This is a genomic window from Helicobacter sp. 11S02596-1 (genome assembly GCF_002272825.1).
In the GTDB taxonomy this organism is placed as follows: domain Bacteria; phylum Campylobacterota; class Campylobacteria; order Campylobacterales; family Helicobacteraceae; genus Helicobacter_J.
The window spans coordinates 121,445-140,712 of record NZ_MLAM01000003.1; the positions used below are offsets into that span (position 1 = coordinate 121,445).

The 19,268-nt window shown below is 42.0% G+C and carries 16 protein-coding genes; 6 read left to right on the forward strand and 10 right to left on the reverse strand.

The window, feature by feature from the left end; translation table 11 throughout:
* Nucleotides 1-43: 43 nt before the first annotated feature.
* The 5 genes from dnaE (at nt 44) to BJI48_RS03085 (ending at nt 6,821) form a co-directional block, all read left to right on the forward strand.
* Nucleotides 44-3,685, forward strand: coding sequence for a DNA polymerase III subunit alpha (gene dnaE / locus BJI48_RS03065; RefSeq protein ID WP_095331762.1), 3,642 nt, complete (start codon nt 44-46; stop codon nt 3,683-3,685).
* A complete protein-coding gene (locus BJI48_RS03070; RefSeq protein ID WP_095331764.1) occupies nt 3,682-4,440 on the forward strand; it encodes a pseudouridine synthase in 759 nt (252 codons plus the stop codon). Before dnaE ends, BJI48_RS03070 begins: the two co-directional genes overlap by 4 nt.
* A gap of 65 nt (nt 4,441-4,505) precedes the next feature.
* Complete coding sequence (locus BJI48_RS03075; protein ID WP_095331766.1) at nt 4,506-5,348, forward strand: tetratricopeptide repeat protein; 843 nt, start codon at nt 4,506-4,508, stop codon at nt 5,346-5,348.
* A gap of 99 nt (nt 5,349-5,447) precedes the next feature.
* A complete protein-coding gene (locus BJI48_RS03080; protein WP_095331768.1) occupies nt 5,448-6,494 on the forward strand; it encodes a YeiH family protein in 1,047 nt (348 codons plus the stop codon).
* Nucleotides 6,495-6,506: 12 nt separating this feature from the next.
* Complete coding sequence (locus BJI48_RS03085; RefSeq protein ID WP_095331770.1) at nt 6,507-6,821, forward strand: thioredoxin family protein; 315 nt, start codon at nt 6,507-6,509, stop codon at nt 6,819-6,821.
* Nucleotides 6,822-7,101: 280 nt separating this feature from the next.
* Here the strand turns inward: BJI48_RS03085 and BJI48_RS03090 are convergent, their stop codons facing one another.
* The 10 genes from BJI48_RS03090 to BJI48_RS03135 form a co-directional block, all read right to left on the reverse strand.
* Nucleotides 7,102-8,340 (reverse strand): hypothetical protein, encoded by a 1,239-nt coding sequence (locus tag BJI48_RS03090; RefSeq protein WP_095331772.1) that lies wholly within the window; start codon nt 8,338-8,340, stop codon nt 7,102-7,104.
* Nucleotides 8,337-8,972 (reverse strand): uracil-DNA glycosylase family protein, encoded by a 636-nt coding sequence (locus BJI48_RS03095; protein WP_095331774.1) that lies wholly within the window; start codon nt 8,970-8,972, stop codon nt 8,337-8,339. The genes BJI48_RS03090 and BJI48_RS03095 overlap by 4 nt, the downstream gene beginning before the upstream one ends.
* Nucleotides 8,973-8,991: 19 nt before the next feature.
* Nucleotides 8,992-10,404, reverse strand: coding sequence for an aspartate ammonia-lyase (gene aspA / locus BJI48_RS03100; protein ID WP_095331776.1), 1,413 nt, complete (start codon nt 10,402-10,404; stop codon nt 8,992-8,994).
* A gap of 70 nt (nt 10,405-10,474) precedes the next feature.
* Complete coding sequence (gene murA, locus BJI48_RS03105; protein WP_095331778.1) at nt 10,475-11,743, reverse strand: UDP-N-acetylglucosamine 1-carboxyvinyltransferase; 1,269 nt, start codon at nt 11,741-11,743, stop codon at nt 10,475-10,477.
* Between the two features lie 3 nt (nt 11,744-11,746).
* Complete coding sequence (locus BJI48_RS03110; protein ID WP_095331780.1) at nt 11,747-12,148, reverse strand: hypothetical protein; 402 nt, start codon at nt 12,146-12,148, stop codon at nt 11,747-11,749.
* Between the two features lie 21 nt (nt 12,149-12,169).
* A complete protein-coding gene (gene galU / locus BJI48_RS03115) occupies nt 12,170-12,994 on the reverse strand; it encodes a UTP--glucose-1-phosphate uridylyltransferase GalU (protein WP_095331782.1) in 825 nt (274 codons plus the stop codon).
* A complete protein-coding gene (locus tag BJI48_RS03120; protein WP_257874363.1) occupies nt 12,991-14,658 on the reverse strand; it encodes a lytic transglycosylase domain-containing protein in 1,668 nt (555 codons plus the stop codon). The genes galU and BJI48_RS03120 overlap by 4 nt, the downstream gene beginning before the upstream one ends.
* Nucleotides 14,659-14,680: 22 nt before the next feature.
* Complete coding sequence (locus BJI48_RS03125) at nt 14,681-14,977, reverse strand: YggT family protein (RefSeq protein ID WP_095331786.1); 297 nt, start codon at nt 14,975-14,977, stop codon at nt 14,681-14,683.
* On the reverse strand, nt 14,974-16,338 hold the full coding sequence (gltX, locus tag BJI48_RS03130) for a glutamate--tRNA ligase (protein WP_095331788.1): 1,365 nt from the start codon (nt 16,336-16,338) through the stop codon (nt 14,974-14,976). The genes BJI48_RS03125 and gltX overlap by 4 nt, the downstream gene beginning before the upstream one ends.
* Nucleotides 16,339-16,401: 63 nt before the next feature.
* The gene (locus tag BJI48_RS03135) at nt 16,402-16,986 is read right to left on the reverse strand and encodes a flagellar FLiS export co-chaperone (RefSeq protein WP_095331790.1); all 585 of its coding nucleotides are present in this window, start codon (nt 16,984-16,986) and stop codon (nt 16,402-16,404) included.
* A 101-nt stretch (nt 16,987-17,087) separates the two neighbouring features.
* Between BJI48_RS03135 and BJI48_RS03140 the strand changes: the two genes are divergently transcribed.
* A complete protein-coding gene (locus tag BJI48_RS03140) occupies nt 17,088-18,422 on the forward strand; it encodes a M99 family carboxypeptidase catalytic domain-containing protein (protein ID WP_257874364.1) in 1,335 nt (444 codons plus the stop codon).
* Nucleotides 18,423-19,268: the final 846 nt, after the last annotated feature.

Here is a 19,268-nt window from a genome sequence, read left to right on the forward strand (position 1 = left end):
TAAATTGAACTAAAAATAGCACAAAATTGCATAAGGAAAATCAATGAGTTACACGCATTTGCACTTGCATACCGAATATTCTTTGCTTGATGGCGCAAACAAAATCAAAGCCTTGGCGAAAAAAATCAAAGCACTAGGGATGAAAAGTGTCAGTATGACCGATCACGGGAATATGTTTGGGGCGATCGATTTTTATACCACGATGAGAAAAGAGGGTATCAAGCCCATTATTGGCATTGAAACCTATCTACACAATGCCTCAGATTTGGGTAGCAAGGAGTCCAAACAGCGATTCCATCTATGTCTCTATGCCAAAAATGAAGAAGGCTATAAAAACCTGATGTATCTAAGCTCGATGGCTTTTATTGAGGGATTTTACTACTACCCACGTATCAACAAAAAGATTTTGCGTGAGCATTCTGCGGGCTTGATTTGTTCTTCGGCGTGTTTGCAGGGTGAGGTAAGCTGGCAACTCAATACCAACAACCCCAGAAACGTGCGCTTGGGGGCAAAAGGCTATGAGGTCGCCAAAGAAGTCGCATTGGAATACCAAGATATTTTTGGCGATGATTTTTATATCGAGATTATGCGTCACGGCATTGCTGATCAAAGCTTCATTGATGAGGCGCTCATAAAAATCTCTTTAGAAACTGGTATCAAGCTCATCGCCACCAATGATACCCACTACACCAATCAAGACGATGCGAGCGCTCAAGAAGTCGCGATGTGTGTGGCGATGGCAAAAACGCTTGATGACAAAGACAGACTCAAGCATTCTGTCAAAGAATTTTATGTCAAATCCCCCGAAGAGATGGCACGGCTGTTTGCTGACATCCCAGAAGCACTCACAAATACCCAAGAAATCGCTGATAAATGCACGCTCCAAATTGATCTCAAAGATGAAAAAAACAATCCCCCCACACCGCCAAGATTCAAATTTACCCAAGAATACGCCCGCAAAGAGGGGCTTGATATTAGCGATGATGCGAGTTATTTTGCCCACAAGGCACGAGAGGGCTTGAAAGAAAGATTAGAGATTATCCCACAAGAAAAACATCAAGCTTACAAAGACCGCTTGGAGCACGAGATTGAAGTCATCAATAATATGAAATTTCCCGGCTATATGCTGATCGTTTGGGATTTTATCCGCCACGCCAAAGAAAATGGTATCCCTGTAGGTCCGGGCAGGGGTAGTGCAGCAGGGAGTTTGGTGGCATTTTGTCTTAAGATTACCAATATCGATCCTTTGAAATACGATCTGCTTTTTGAGCGATTTTTGAATCCTGAGCGGGTTTCACTGCCTGATATTGATACGGATTTTTGCCAAAGACGTCGGGGGGAAATCATCGAATATATGATCGAAAAATACGGCAAATACAATGTCGCCCAAGTCATTACCTTTGGTAAAATGCTCGCTAAAGGCGTGATTCGTGATGTCGCAAGGGTGCTAAATATGCCCTATAAAGAAGCTGATGATATGGCAAAGCTTATCCCAGATAAGCTCGGTATTACGCTACAAGGCTATGAAAAAAATGGCGAATGGGTCGATGGGGCGTGGGAGCTAGAACCCAAAATCTCAGAACTCACCCAAAATAACCCGCTTGCCAAAAAAGTCTGGGAATTTTCGCTTATGCTTGAAGGCCTCAATCGCAATGCTGGCAAGCACGCTGCTGCCCTTGTGGTCGATAGCGAAAAAGAACTATGGCATAAAACCCCGCTTTATACCAGTGATAAAACCGGTGGGGCGATCGTTACGCAGTATTCGATGAAATACCTTGAACCTGTAGATTTGATAAAATTTGACTTCTTGGGCTTAAAAACCCTCACCGTGGTCGATGACGCCCTCAAGCTCATTGCCAAAAGGTATCAAAAAAATCTCGACTTCCTCACGATCGACACCAATGATCCCGAAGTGTATAAAACAATGCAAAGTGGCAACACTGTGGGGATATTTCAAGTCGAATCGGGTATGTTTCAAGGGCTTAATAAACGTTTGCGCCCCTCAAGTTTTGAAGATATCGTGGCAATCATTGCCTTAGGCAGACCCGGACCGATGGAATCGGGAATGGTGGATGATTTTGTCAATCGCAAACACGGCTTAGAACCCATCACCTATATGTTTGCTGAGCTTGAACCTATCCTTAAACCGACCTATGGGACGATTGTCTATCAAGAACAAGTAATGCAAATCGTCCAAACCATTGGGGGCTTTTCTCTAGGTGAAGCCGATTTGATACGTCGGGCGATGGGGAAAAAAGACGCCCAGATTATGGCAGATAATAAAGCAAAATTTGCCTTAGGTGCAGAACAAAAAGGATTTGATAAACGCAAGGCAGAAGAATTGTGGGAACTCATCATCAAATTTGCCGGCTATGGGTTTAACAAATCCCATTCGGCTGCTTATGCGATGGTAACGTTTCAAACTGCGTATCTCAAAACCTACTACGAACACGAATTTATGGCAGCAATGCTCACAAGCGAATCGGTCAAGACCGAATCGGTCGCAAAATATATCGATGAAGTCAAGCTTTTGGGTATTGAAGTGGTTTCCCCGCACGTCAATACCTCTGATCTCGATTTTGGCGTGGGGGATTTTAGCGACGAGGCAGGCAAACCTATCAAAAAGATCATTTTTGGTTTGGGTGCGATCAAAGGTGCAGGAGAAGGACCGCTCAAAAATATCATCGAAGTGCGTGAGAGTGGCGGGAAATTCAAAAGTTTAGAAGATTTTATCTCACGGGTGGATTTTAGCAAGCTCACCAAACGTATCCTAGAGCCACTCATAAAAACCGGTAGTCTCGATGGGCTGGGCTACACACGTGCGACAATGCTGCAAAATATCGATGCGATCTGTGAAGCAGGCAGAGCAAAAGACAAGATAAAAGAAATGATGGCAGGCTCGCTGTTTGGGGATAATCAAGATGATATGCAATCGATTGCATTAGATTTGAACGATATTCCTGAATGCGATGTGAAAACCTTACTTGATTATGAATATGAATGTCTGGGGATTTATGTTTCTGGGCATCCTTTAGATGATTTCCAACAAGAAATCAAAGCCATCAAAGGCGTGGCAAAAAGCGTCGAAATCGATAAATTAGAGATTGGTTCGAATGCGATTTTTGTAGGCAAGATTTTAGACATCAAAAAAAAGATTGGCAAAAAAACCGGCAAGCCTTATGGGACGGCTGATATTTTGGATTTCTATGGCAAGATTGATCTGATGTTGTTTGATAAACATCTCCAAGAGCTTGAAAATTTTGATACCAGCAAGCCATTGGTTTTCAAATGCAAGATTGAAGAGCGTGATGATGTAGCCCAGCTCCGTTTGCTTGAAATTATGAGCCTTGAAGATGCCAAAGGGCAAAAAGTGAAACTAAAATATAAAGAAGTTGCAGAAATTACAGAAGTTAGCGAGGAGATTATCCCTTTGGATCTCAAACCCCAAGATTTTAGCGATGCGACCTGCCCGCTAGCTGTAGTGCTAAACAAGAACGCCAGTAGCAGTATTTTTGAAAAAATAAAATCTCAAGCCCAGATTTTTGGGGGCGAGCGGGAGCTTCGGGTGGTGATTGAAGATGATGAGCAAGATTATATGTTTGTGAGCAATCTAAAAGTCAATAGCCAAATCAAGCAAAGTTTTTCTGAACTTTTGTGGGTGGATGTTTCAAGGGATATTTCGTGAGACTTAATCAATTTATTTCCCATCACACCAAATATTCACGCCGAGAAGCTGATGAACTCATTAAAGCAGGCAGGGTCAATGTCGAAAAAACCAAAGCGGATTTCAAAACCATTTTGCAGGAAAACCAGCGGGTTTTTATCGATGGGAAAATTATCAAACCCCAAAAAAGCGACCTCTACACGGTCATCGCTTATCACAAACCAAAAGGTGAGATCGTAAGCAAAAAAGACGATCGCAATCGTCGGGTGATTTATGAATCTTTGGGGGCAAAATACGCCTCTTTTGTGCCGGTTGGTAGGCTGGATTTTGCCTCTGAGGGCGTGATTTTACTCACCGATAGCAAGAAAGTCGCGCGTGCCTTGATGGAGAGTGATTTGGAGCGTGAATATATCATCAAGGTAAAAGGCAATATCACACAAGAGGCGATAGAAGCGATGGAAACGGGGATTTGCCTCGAAAATGCCACAGCAGGCGCACACCCTAAAAATAAGATTGAAAAAATGGTATTTGCCCCTTTTGTCAAATATGAGATTGCCAAAAATGACGTGCATTTTTCAAAAATCAAAGTTATTATCAAAGAGGGCAAAAACAGGGAATTACGGCGGTTTTTTGCGCATTTTAAAAACGATGTTTTGGATTTACGCCGTGTGCGTTATGGCTGGGTATCTTTGAATGCCTTGCCAGTAGGCAAAATGAGATTTTTAAATAAAGATGAATATAAATCCTTGCACCACTTTATGGGAAAATATGATTAAAATTTTTTTCTAAGCAAAAAGTAAGCATAATTCTGGGATTATATTTTTTAAACGAGGAATAATTTATGAAAAAACTGATTTTTGTTTCGGCATTATTGGCAATATTTTTTTATGGCTGTAGCGATCCTACCGAAGTCAAGCAAGATGATAGCCAAGAAATCCAATCGCTCAAGACAAATTGTGCCGCAGGGGATCTGGAAAGTTGTGCGAATCTGGGTGCAAAATATGCCTTAGGGCAAGATCTCAAAAAAGATATCCACAGCGCAAAGATTTTATTTGAAAAATCTTGTGCGGGAGGCAACCCCACAGGTTGCTACAATCTCGGTGTGATTGATCGGGATAAAAAAGACTACAAACAAGCACTTAAGAAATTTGAAGATTCGTGTGAAAAGGCATTTGGTCAGGCTTGCTATAGCGTGGGCGTGATGATTAAAAATGCTGAAGGTGTCGAACAAGACCTTGATGAGAGCGTGAAGATGTTTTCAAAGGCTTGCGATTTGAATAATGTCTATGGTTGCTTGGATGCTTGCGTGTTCTACAAAGATGACGCGCAGGGTGATAAAGCATTGCCTATGTGCCAGAAAGCCTGCGAACAAGGCAGTGGGGCAGGTTGTTTCAATGCGAGCGATTTGTATTTTACAAAATACAAGGACATTCCTAATACATTGGCGTATTCAAAACGTGCTTGTGATTTAGGCGTTGATCTGGCTTGCTCAAATGTCGGGTTTTTGTATGCTGAGGGCAAAGAGATCGCCCAAGACATCAAAGAAGCAGCTGTTTATTTTGACAAAGCGTGTTTGTTAGGCAATGAGCAGGCGTGCAAAAATGCTGAAACCATCAAATCCCATTTAAGCAAAAACAATAAACAAGCCCCAGGGGAAGTCTCGAAGAATCTGAAAAAAAATTGATTTTGTGTTGATTTTTTGAGGATTTTTGGTTTCAGATTATTTTATTCTGCTTTGTTGTAGAATAGCCTTGAGAAAATATTTTATGCAAAAGGCTATCAAATGTGGGGCGCCAAAAAAACCGCGATTGCGAATAGTTATTTCAATGGGATGGTCCTTGTAGGGGTTATCTCCTTTGCTGCGTTGTATTTTGCCGGGAATGATTTTATCCAATCGATTCATCTATCCCCCTTGCTTATTGGCGTGATTATTGGGACGTTGGCTTCGCCAATTTTTCGCCGTGCCAAAAGAGCTACCGAAAAAGGCGTGGGTTTTAGTGCAAAAAAGCTTTTAAGATTTGGCATTATTCTTTATGGGTTCAACGTTACATTGGGCGAGATTGCAAATCTTGGGCCAGCGCCGATTATCATTGCATTTATTGTGGTTGCCGTGATTTTTGCGGTGGGAACTTATATAGGTATCAAACTAGGTCTTGATAGGGATATTGCGATGTTAGTCAGTGGTGGGAGTGCTGTATGTGGGGCAGCAGCGGTCTTGGCACTCGAATCTTCGATCAAGTCCGAACCCTATAAAGGCGTTATCGCAGTCGGCACCGTGGTGGTCTTTGGTATCATCGCAATGTTTTTATACCCAATATTTTATAACATCGGGATCATCCCTTTGAGTCCTGTGCAAGAGGGCATTTACATCGGTTCAACCCTGCACGAAGTCGCCAATGTCGTCGGTGCTGCGAGTTCGATTTCTCCAGAAGCCCAGAGCGTGGCAGTTACCATCAAGATGATCCGTGTGATTTTGCTTGTGCCATTGCTTTTGATTGTTTCTTATTTGGTCGCACACAACTCCTCAGGCGGGAATCGCAGAAAAATCCATATCCCTTGGTTTGCTTTTTGGTTTTTGGGTGTGGTTTTGTTGCATTCTTATATTTATGAGCTTTCTGGTGGGGTGGTTTCAGAAGAGACTATTACGGGGCTTATCGATGGATTGCGGTATGTTTGCAATGTTTGTTTAGTGTTTGCGATGGTTGCTTTGGGCTTGCAAGTTGATCTCAAGAAATTTATCAACTCAGGAGGTAAGGCATTTACGTTAGCGTTGATATTGTTTGTTATCCTGATGGTTGGCGGATTTTTATTAGTCAAATTTTTTGTATAAAAAGGAATAAATATGGTTGCAGTTATTGATCGTGCTAAGTTTGAAAATGAGGTCAAAACAGGTTCTGTTATAGTTGATTTTGGTGCATCTTGGTGTCCAGATTGTCGGCGGATTGATCCTATTATGGAAGCGCTGGCAAAAGAATATGAGGGGAAAGTTAAGATTTTTAAAATCAATATTGACGCAGAAGAAGCGCTCAAAGATGAGCTTGGGGTCAGGAGAATCCCTACGCTTATTTTTTACAAAGATGGTCAAGAAGTTGGCGAAAGACTTGTAGAGCCTGACAATAAACTTCCGATAGAAACCGCTTTGAAAAAGATTTTATAATTTTTACTCGATTCGATAAATTGAATCTGAAGACCACTGCGGGCGGGAGACCCGCCCTGCGTTCCTAAAGCTACCATCTCACACCCAGCCAGAGGTTGTGCGTTCGAGATAAATTTCTAAGGTTTTCATTATTTCAAACTCGATTTATTTGCGTGAATCTGAAGACCGCTACGCAAGATGTGAAATCTTGCTTTGCTCCTAAAGTTATTTTACCCACCCACCCGAGTTATATCCTGCTTCATAAGATAAAATCTTATTGCATTGCTAAAAAATCAAGCGATTATTTGACCGCCTCAAACACCGCACCTCGCGCACGATAAAGGGTATTGATATATTGGACTTGATTGTTATCGATGAGTTCTGAGAAAAATTTATTGATTTTGGCATCTTGAAAATCAAAAAACATTTCGACCCCAATGGCTGTGGAATAATTCACCCAATCATAGCGCAAATCACTGCTAAGCAACGCGCCGTATTCAATCAATTTTTGATTCGTATTTCCAATCGCACTCACCACATAAAAATTTTGCCTATCCTTTGGCTGGACAAGCATCAAAATCGAGGGGCTATAGTTGATTTGAACGGATAGAATCTTGGAGGGTTTTTTGGTAGAAAAAGCCAATTGCGACAGCATTAAGCCACTTTTGACCACAGGCGTATTCAAAATCACCACGCTATTTTCTAAAAAATTCTCTTGATTTTTGAGATTTCTGGCAAAAGTCGCTGCTTGTTGGGAGGTTACAACATCTTTATATACAACATTAGAATCCAAATCATCCAAAATATTCCCCAATGTCGAACCCACAGGGCTATCATCATCATATTCGACCACGGAAGCACTGCCTGCTAGTGCGGTGATTGTTTGCATTTGTGCATAATAATCAATCCCCCCAAAAACCAGCTTAGATGGGAGTTTCAAAGATTTTTGAAGCTGGTTTTTATTCACGGTTGGGATATAGGTAGGGAGGCTAATATACGTGCTTTGAATAAAATTTTCAACGCCAGCTTGCGTTAAGATAGCGATTACAAATTCATACCGCTCTTGTTCGATTTTGCTATATGCCTCACTCAAATCCAAAGGATCTTCGCTCCCACTATCAAAAACCTTGAAATCAAAATCCCCGCCACGTGTCATCAAATACGCCAAAATCGTATCGATACTCGCAACCGAATACCGCCCGACGATTTTTTTGGGGATAAGCAATGCGATTTTTACTTTCGAACTCTTTTTGTCTTGATACACCGAACTTTGCATAAACGAATCAATCTTAGATAGCGCAACGGCTAGATTTGCCCGAAGCTCGATATTTTGGGTGTCATTTTTGAACTTGGCTACAAATGAAAAAATCTTGCCCTCATTGTAAAGTTTTTCCAAACATTTCTCATCGCATTTTTCGGTGCTAATATCGACAACCTCTTGCTTGGGTAAAGGCAATGGTGAGATGATATAGCTTTTGGCAAACAGCTGGGTGTCAAAAATCGCAACCAAAACGCTCAAAATGATCCATTTATTTTTCATAATATCCCCTTTGCTAATAAAAAATGTTGCCACGCTTCTTTTTTCAACGAAGGATTTTTAAGTAGCTCATTCAAAGAATACGTTGCTAAAAATGCCTTGTTATTTTGGGTAAAAATACTGCCAGCACATTTTTCAAAATCCAATCCAAATAAATGCTCCAGCACGCTATCGCCCATCAAAAGGATAATCTTGGTGTATTGGGAGAGGATTTGTTCGTTCAAATACTGCTTGCAAACCAAGATTTCCGCCTCAGAGACTTTGAGATTGCTCTCATTGCATTTCACTAAGGACAAAAGCCCATATTCTTGCGATCGCAATCCAAATACGTTTTGGATAATATTTTGAAACATTTTTGAACTTTTATTTTCCAAAAATGCCCCCGAGGCATCCACTAAAGGTAGCTGTGTGACAAAAATGATTTTAGCCTCTCTTGGCAAAATCCCAAACGCTGGCTTTGCCCCCTTGCTCCGATCGCACAGCGTGCAATGAGAAATAATATCGTGCAAGGAGCTTTTGGGAATCTTGAGGCTTTCTTCGCTGGGTTTGAGGTTGATATTTTCGATATAAGAAACCCCAAACATCTTTTGATAATACAAAAACCTCAGATGAAAAATTTTTTGAATATCTTGCATTAAGACTGCTTAGATTTTTTCAATCTTTATTTTTTTTATACATATGCGGGTTGATCATATTTTGGGGTTTAAAAATCTCATCAAGCTGTTCTTTATTGAGTAGTCCCCGACTCAATGCGATGTCATAAACATTTTTGCCCGTAGCAAGCGATTCTTTGGCAATCGAAGCGGAATTTTCATACCCGATATAAGGATTGAGCGCCGTAACGATACCAATGCTATTATGCACAAAATTTTTGCAAATATCTTCATTGGCTGTGATACCATCGATACATTTATGCGCGAGCGTAACCATCGCACGATTAAGCATAACGATGGAATTAAACAGGCTATAAGCGATCACGGGTTCAAAGACATTGAGCTGGAGTTGCCCGCCCTCAGCTGCCATCGTTACGGTGATGTCATTGCCAATCACAGCAAAGCAAACCTGATTAACCACCTCGGGGATCACAGGATTTACCTTGCCGGGCATTATCGAACTGCCTGGTTGCATTTTGGGGAGATTGATTTCATTCAAGCCCGCACGAGGACCAGAACTTAACAAGCGCAAATCATTACAGATTTTAGAAAGCTTCACAGAAACCCTTTTGAGCACACCGCTGATCTGCACATAAGACCCCGTGCTTTGCGTCGCTTCTATCAGATCGGTAGCGGTGATAAAGGGTCTGCCGGTAACTTCTTGCACCTTTTGTTCAACGATATTTTTATAATCGGGGTGCGAATTGATACCTGTGCCAATCGCTGTCCCGCCTAGATTGATAATCCGCACCAAATTTCTAGCGTCCAAAACCCGTTCGATGTCTTTATTTATCATCAATTCAAATGCCTTAAACTCTTGCCCCAAGGTCATCGGCACGGCATCTTGGAGCTGGGTTCTGCCCATTTTCAAAATATCTTTAAACTCTTCGGCTTTATTGGAAAATGATTCTTTCAATATCCGCATCGATTCAGTCAGCCCGCTTAATCGCTCATATAGGGCGATTCTAAGCGCTGTGGGGTAGGCGTCATTGGTTGATTGGGAAAGATTGACGTGATCATTGGGGTGGCAATATTCATATTGCCCTTTTTTGTGTCCCATCAATTCCAATGCGATATTAGCAATAACTTCATTGGCATTCATATTCGTGCTTGTGCCTGCCCCCCCTTGGATCATATCGACAACAAATTGATCGTGGTATTCTCCAGCTAATATCTTATCGCAAGCCCGACAAATGGCGTCTTTGATAGCCTCATCGAGCAATCCAAGCTCGTGATTGGCTAATGCGGCAGCTTTTTTGACTTGGGCGAGGGCGTTGATAAAAATGGGGAAATCAGCAAGCTTTTCGTTGGTGATATGAAAATTCTCAACCGCTCGAAATGTTTGTATCCCATAATAAACGCTATCATCAATCTCTAATTCACCAATAAAATCGTGTTCTTTTCTTTTAGACATAATAAAAACTCCTATTATTTTTTTATCAAAACATACAACCGATTATATTCAAACAAATCCAATAATATTTTTATTGTTCTTTTGCCCGCTGGATATGTGCGCCCAAGCCAGATAGCTTTTCTTCAAGGCGCTCATAGCCTCTATCAAGATGATAGATCCGATGGATTTGGGTCTGCCCGCTAGCAACAAGACCGGCTAAAACCAACGCCGAAGAAGCCCGCAAATCCGTAGCCATCACATCCGCACCGATGAGTTCTTCCCCGCCGGTGATTTTGGCGACATTGCCCCGCAGCGTGATATTTGCCCCAAGCCGTTGGAGTTCGCTCACGTGCATAAAGCGATTTTCAAACAAACGTTCTTCAATCGAGCTACTGCCCTCACATTGGGTGGCGAGCGCCATAAATTGCGCTTGCAAATCTGTAGGGAAACCCGGGTATTCTGTCGTAATCATCTCAAAAGCCTTGCGTTTCTTAGCGGGGGTGATTGTGATAGCGTTTGGTTGTGTTTCTATGCCAAAGCCGATTTCACAAAGTTTATTACTCACCGCTTCCAAATGGGCGGGTAAGACATTTAAAAGCGAGATGGCAGAATTTGTGATCGCCCCTGCGCACAGATATGTCCCTGCTTCGATTCGATCAGGGATCACCGAGATGGCTTTGAAATCAAGCAGTTCCCCTTCACTCCCCCGCACAATCAATTCATTGCTCCCCACCCCAGCAATCTCAATGCCTGCATTTTGGAGAATCTCACAAAGCTGGATGACTTCGGGTTCTTTAGCCGCATTGACGATTTTGGTAACTCCTTTTGCCAATGCCGCTGCCATCAAGACATTTTCCGTGCCTGTTACGGTGATTTTGTCAAATATAATATCCCCGCCTTTTAGCCCGTCTGGGGCGCTAGCGACGATATATCCCCCACTGATTGAGATTTTTGCACCCATTTTTTCCATCGCCTTGATATGCAAATCCACTGGTCTTGCCCCTATCGCACAGCCACCGGGCAAACTCACCTCGCATTTGCCAAATCGTGCCAACAAAGGACCTAAAACCAATATCGAAGCCCGCATTTTCCGCACAATATCATAAATCGCTTTGGTATGGATAATCCGCTCCGAACAGATGGTGATTTCATTAGACGAAGTCCATTGTATCTCCGATCCTAAATGCTCCAAAAGCTTTGCTAAGGTTTTGACATCAGCAACATCGGGTAAATTGGAGATCCTCAAAGGATTTTTGCATAATAGCGCACTCGCTAAAATCGGTAAAGCCGAATTTTTAGCCCCTGATATGCGGACCTCGCCTGCTAATGCCTTGCCACCTCTGATTTGCAAACAATCCATATCTCACCTTTTTTTTCTAGTTTTTAATGCCAAGCCAACGGTTTCGGCAATATCGTTTTCTATCCCTTTGTTGGCGTCTTCAAGTTTCTGACCAAATCTCGCAACCGAATCAATATCAAAATGTTCTGAAGAAGCCATTTTTGCGATAATGCTAAGCCAACGTTTCAAATCTGTGTCATCTTTAGGAAAGACTTGAAAATTTTTTAAGAATTTTTCCAAAACATTTTCAAGATCGGCTTGATTTTTGACACGTCCTAACATCGCCTCGAGGTCTTCAAGGGTAATGCCCCGAGGTTGTGGGGCGGGCTTTTGGAGGATTATCCATACAAAGCCCAACATCACAACAGGCAATGCGAGCAAAAAACTCACTACCCAAAAAAATATATAAAACCACGTATCATACATAAAAAATCCTATTGGGGGCAATCATCGGTGATAGGCCTCATAAAAGTCATTAGTTGCCCGGACAAATCCATTAATATTCCCGCAATCATAACGCTTGCCTTCAAATTTATAGGCAAGAACCCTGCCCGCTTTTGCCTGCTCAAGGAGCGCATCGGTGATCTGGATCTCGCCTTTTTTGCCCGGCTTGGTAACTCGGAGGATATTGAAAATATCAGGCGTGAGGATATACCTGCCAATGACGGCTAGATTGCTTTTGGCTTCTTCTCGGCTAGGTTTTTCTGTCATATTTGAGATCTTATAAACACCCTTTTCAATCTCCTCACCCTCGATAATCCCGTATTTATCGACATCGCTCATATCCACTTCTTCGATAGCTACGATGGAGCAACAATATTTTTTATACAAGCCCACCATCTGAGAAAGCACGCCTTTCCCGCCCATATTCGCACACAAATCATCAGCCAAAATCACAGCAAATGCTTCTTGCCCAATGAGTGTTTCGCCTGTAAGGATAGCGTGGCCCAGCCCTTTCATTTCATTTTGGCGGGTGTAAGAAAACGTGCAGGTTTGGATCAATGATCGGATTTCTTTGAGGTAAGATTCCTTGTCTGTGCCTTTTATCTGGTGTTCAAGCTCGTAGCTGGTATCAAAATGGTCCTCAATGCTGCGTTTGCCTCGACCTGTTACGATTGCCATCGTATGGCAACCTGCCTCCAGGGCTTCTTCAACGCCATATTGGATGAGGGGCTTATTCACAATCGGTAACATTTCCTTTGGCATTGCTTTGGTCGCTGGAAGAAACCTCGTGCCATAGCCAGCTGCAGGGAATAAGCATTTGTGAATCATTTTTTCTCCTTTGTGTGCGATTTTGCGTGCGTATCAGTATAAATCATCGTTTTTTTAAGCAATGCGTCCAAATCAATATGATGCCCAAAAAGCTCTTGATAAATGACATAATTTGCCATCACTTTCATCCCATAAAATCGCGATTCCTCATAGGGCAAAAGCTCCATACTCAGCCAAGGTTCGTATTTTCTGTCTTTCAAAAATAACTTGTTTTGTGCTAATAATCGCCTCAAAAATCCCGGACCGCCGTTATAAGCGTAGGCGACAAACAAGGGATGAACAAATTCTTCTTTGAGTTCGTTGAGATAAAAATTGCCAAATTCTAATGCGGTTTTAGGGTCAAACATATCAGCAAGCTCGATATTTTTGCGTCCCATTTCTTTGGCAAATGGCAAGACATTAAAGGGCATAATCTGCATTATCCCCAAAGCATAAGATCGCGATATGAGTGCGGGGAGGAGATGGCTTTCTTGCCTAGCGATGGCATAAGCAAGTGATTTTTCATCATCATTTTTCCAAGCAAGCAAATCCTCATAAGGCGTGATGAAATAATTGATCTGGTATTTTGTAGCACGATTGAGGAAAAATGCCAGATGGGGCAAGGTTTTTTCATACCTAAAATAACGCAAAATCTTGTTATATTCTTCATCATTGCGGATGGATTGAATATTATCCCGCAAAATCTGCCATTCAAACGGGTCTTTGATGTTGAAATCGGGATTTTTCGAGCTGATATTTTCAAAATGCGAAACGATTTGGTATTTGGGCGTAGAGCCGATTTTTTGATTGGCATAAATCGAAAAAATATCCACGAATTGGCTTTGGGCGAGTTCTTCTAAGAAAACTTTATTATTGCTGATAAGATAGCGCCAAAATAACGCCCTATCCCTCATAAATGGGTCAATACTAACATCTGTAGAACGCTTAAAATACACGAGAGCTTTTTTATTTTGCTTTTGGAGGACTTCATTGATTCCTAGTAGGAAAAACGTATTGGCATTTGAGATTGTAATATCTGCTTTTGCTAGAGATTTTTTGAATGTTTCAAATCGTGGGTCCAAAATGATATTGTGGAGCATTTTGTTAAAAATCGCATTGTTTTGATTGGCAAGATTTTCGATTTTTTTAGGCGGGATGGGTTTGGAAAATATTTCAAGTTTTTGGGCGTAAGTGATGCCATTAAAAATAATGCCAAAGTTTTTGGCAGAGGTTTTTAGCAGGGCATTCAAGACATCTTTGTCCCGCAATATCTTGACTTGTTCATAAAGTGCGGGGTTGAGTGGTTTTATTTTTGCCATCAATAAACTAGCGTCTTTTTCGCTTATTTTAAGGACATCTGAAAGTTTCAACCCCAATGCGATACATTCGCTATCTTGGGTTTTGAGGCGCTCAAAATCAAGATTTTTACACAAAATATCTTTGGGCATTTCTGTGATGACCCCTTTGGCTTCCATCGCCTTTTGCAGGCGGGGGGTCTTGTTTGCCACGAGCGCATAAGCAAGCTTGGCTTCTTCTATGGAGGTTTGAGGAAGCGAGATAAACTGCCAGATATAAAAATCCCGCACCACCCCTGAGGGCTTATTTTGCAAAAAATCCAATGTGATAGTTTGGCTAAAAAGCAACGAAAAAGACAAAAAACTTAAAAAAATAATTTTTTTCATCATACCGAATGCGTCCATCGTGCCATTATGCTAACGTTTGAGAGTAGGCAAACAAAAGCTTTACCAATGCCATATCCAAAAACTGCAAGATGATAATCACCACCAATGGAGAAAAATCAATCCCTGCATATGTCAATGGAATCCAACGCTTGAGCTTGCGATAAATCGGGTCTGTCAGAGCAAAAAGAATCCGCACGATGGGATTATAAGGATCAGGGCGCACCCAGCCAATCAGCGTGGCGATGATAACCACCCAAATATAGAGCGTGATAAGCATATGCAAAATCGAAGCGATGGCACTCAAAATACTGCTTAAAATCATTTTTGTCCTTTGATCTGCAAAATATCTTTGAAATGGGGTCGCAAATACGGGTAAATCGCACCCAAATCTATCCCGTGAGACTCGCCTGTTAAAAGGATTCGCAGGGGTTTGAAAAACTGCTTACCCTTTAAGCCACTTCTTGTGATGGCTTCGTTTTTAAACGATTCATAATCCGCCAAAATCGCCTCGTTTGTTTTTTCGACTTGCCCCTGCGAGCACGCGCTTAGCCCGAGCATTATCTGGAGCGTTTCAAAAAGCTTTAAACACTCTGGCTCAAAACTCTCGCCCTCATAAAATGCGCTAATATCTTTGGGCGAAAATATGCGATTGAGTTTTTCCCTGATTTCATTGAGCGTGCTGGCTTCTTCCAAATAGAGCTTGCCTAATGCCCCAATGCCAACATCTTGCGTGCCTAAAAGCAGGGCAAATTCGTTTTCATCGAGGGTTTTGAGGTGTTCGCGATTGATATAACGCAAACGTTTGAGATCAAATTTCACTGGGGATTTTGCGATGTCTTCAATGCTAAACCATTCGATGGCAACTTTAAGGGTAAAGATTTCTTTGGGGGTGTGATTCCCCATACTGATGAGATAATTGATTATCGCTTGGGGCAAAAACCCTTGTTCTAGTAGCCAATCCACGCTTGAGGCACTATCACGCTTACTCATTTTCTTGCCACTTTCCCCGAGGATAATCGGCAAATGAGCGTATCCAAGATGTTTTTTGTAGCCCAAAGATTGCTGGATAAGGATTTGTTTGGGTGTGTTGCTGACGTGATCTTCACCTCGGACAATGAAGCTCACATCATAAATCATATCATCGCACGCACAGGCAAAATTATACGTAGGGATACCATCTTCACGCAAGATAACAAAGCTATCGAGTTCATTGGGTGCAAATTCTAGCCTACCTTTGATCATATCATCAAAAGCGATGGGTTCGCTTGAGCCAAAAAGCCGCACTACAGGCTTGGGATTCTCATTTTTTTGGATCTCTGCCCACGTATCATCGTAGCGAAAAGGCAAATGCGCCTCAAGCGCCTCTTGCTTTTTTTGTTCCAAAAACTCTTTGGTGCAATAGCAATAAAATGCCTTGCCTTGCTTGATTAAATCATCTGCAAATTTTTGATGGCGCTTGAAATTGTGGCTTTGATAAACAAGCTCATCCCACAAAAGCCCAAACAGATTCAAACTCGCAAGGATTTCTTTGTCCTTGCCATCGATATTCCTAGCAAAATCCGTATCCTCAATGCGGATCAAAAACTTTTCTCCACGTTGTTTGGCGATGATGTAGTTAAAAATTGCTGCCCGAAGATTGCCAATATGCATATCTCCAGTCGGCGAGGGGGCAAAACGAAGCATAGTGTTGGAGCCTTTTTTGGTTATAGATTGGTGCTATTTTACCAAAATACTGCCAATTCAAACTCAAAACATTTTCAAGAAATCTTTGGCATTAAAGCTTTCATAAGCAGGGTTTTCAATGGTTTGAGATCCAAAAATTTTCTGGTCAAATATCTTTGTGCTTACCAAAGCCAGGGCATTTTTCAGATCGGCTCTTTTGTCCTCCAAATAAGCGATCACACCCTCATAGCCTGCATTTTGCACCAAAGGCAAGGGGTTACTCACTTCGATTTCAATATTTTTGGAATCCACCATAACACTAAGCGTGGCATCAAAAAGCTCTGTCCCCATAAAGGAGCATTTCTCGATGATTTGGTGCATTTCAGAAGAAACTATCCTCTCTAGTGGCTCTAAATCTGCCCCATTAATTTCGTTATCACCAAGCATTCTTTGGGATTGCGCGATGAGCTTTGCGCAGGCAATATCCAAAATCTGTGCTGCCCCGATAAATTCGTTCGCACTCTTGATGTCTTCGCCAAATTTTTTTATCTTTTTGGATTTGCCAAACGGGCTTTCTGTAATGCCTTGTGTTTGGATGTCTTGGGGCTGGGGGGAATCCATACCGCCTAAATGTTTTTTAAACGTTGCGAGCATATCTTTTTCTAACATATTCCTGCCTTTTTATACCAATTTGCCATAATCTAAAAGCACATTTTGTTCCATCGCTTTTGGGTATAATTCGCCAACAAAAAATAACAAAAAGGCAACACTTGAAACGATTATTATGTAAGTATTTATTTTTTATGACAGGATTTTTTGCCCTAGCATTTGCCAAACCTCTCGCCCCGATTGATTTTGATCTCATCAAAATCCAAACCAATCCTAATGCCCCCACGCTTTTGCTGATGGGCGGGATTCAAGGCGATGAACCCGGCGGATTTAATGCTACGAATATGTTTTTAATGCATTACAAAATCCTTGATGGGAATGTCTGGGTCGTCCCTGTGCTAAATAAACATTCAATGCTTTTAAATCATCGCGGGATTTATGATGATATGAATCGCAAATTTGCAAGCCTATCCCCAAATGATCCTGAAGCCCCCATCATTAGCCATATCAAAGACCTCATCACCGCCAAAGAAGTCGATGCGATTCTCCATCTCCACGATGGGAGCGGGTTTTATCGCCCCACATATCAAAGCCCATTGCTCGGGCCAAACCGATGGGGAAACTGCTCGATCATCGATCAAGAAACATTAAATGGTGCAAGGTTTGGCAATCTTGAAGAAATCCTCACCGGCATAACCCAACATATCAATCAAAAACTCCTCAAACCCATCCATCAATACCATATCCGAGATACCCATACCGCAAAGGGCGATAAAGAAATGGAAAAAGCTCTCACGTATTTTGCTATCAAAAACAACAAGCCCGCCTTTGCCAATGAAGCCAGCAAAGAACTCCCGCTTGAACAAAGGGTTTATTACCATTTGCTTGCCGTTGAGGGAATGCTCGATCAAATCGGGATTGCCTACCAAAAAGATTTTGAACTCACGCCCAAAAACCTTTATCGCCTCATCAATGATAAAACACTTGATGTGATTATCGCTAATCGCATTGTTTTGCCATTGTATGGATTGCGACCGGTTTTAAATCACTTCCCCCTACCAAAAAACGTCGAAATATCCCAAATCCCGCTTGAATCAAAAGCCAAAATCATTGGGTTGCTCCCCAAAAACAATCAAATCTGGCTAAAATACGGCAACAAGCTGATGAGCAGGATAAATCCCGATTATATGGAGTTTGATACCTCGCTCAAAACCATCGCACTCAAAATCGATGGCAAAGAAATAACCGCAGATATTCCAAGTATTTTGAGAGCTAAGGAGAATTTTGAAATATTGCCCTTAGAGGGGTATCGGGTGAATGTCATCGGGTATGTCATCCCGGGCGATACATCCAAAAAGCCCAATGAAAGCGGGATTACTATTTCAAAAAAAGATTGCATTCCAAAATTTTCCATCGATAGGGCGGGGAAGATTTTTAGGGTTGAGATCTATAAAGGCGAGCAATTCAGCGGTATGGTGTTGATAAGGTTTGAATAATGCTTTTATTTATGGGTTTATTTTTGCTTTTGCAAAAGCAAAAATAAACCTGAAGACCGCTCCGCAAGATGTAAAATCTTGCTTCGCTCCTAAAGTATGGGCGTCTGCTATGCTCCTAAACGGAGCATACACGCATCGCCGTGCGAGCCTAAAAAAGATAATCTTTTTTTACGCTTCTCCTCTCATACCCAGCCAAAGGCTGTGCGTTCGAGATTAGTTTCTAAGGTTTTTAATCTTATCCACCTACAAACCAAAGCCCGCTACGCACTTTCAGCCTGCTAGCTCAAGGGGGCGTGCAGGGGGAGCAGGGATTTAAAGGGGTGAGCTTTTACCCACCCACCCGAGTTATATCCTGCTAACGCAGGAATATCAACCCGTTTTCTAAGGTTTTCAATTTTAAACCACTTTCAAACCAAGCAATCTACGCCCTGTCATCTTATCCACTAAGGGGGCGGGTCAGGGGGTTGGGGAGTTTGAGGGGAAAGGGGGGCGGACTTCGCAATTTAAGCCCCCCTTCCCTTCAAAGGGCGAAGCCCAAATATCAAATCTTGCATACTGCAAAAGATATCAGGCGATAGCCTCATTTTTTACTCGATTCAGTTTTGCAAATTGAATCTGAAGACCACTGCGCAAGATGTAAAATCTTGCTTTTGGGCGTATTGCGGCGCTCCTTAAAAGTCGCACATCGCAATCGCCGTGCGGAGCTAGTGAAGCCAAGCAGTTGGCTTAACCTTAACGCTCCTCCTCCTAAAGTATTTTGACCCACCCACCCGAGTTATAACGGCGTGCGTTGCACTTAGTTATCAACCCAGTTTTATAGGTTTGTAAGTGTGGCATTGCTAACAA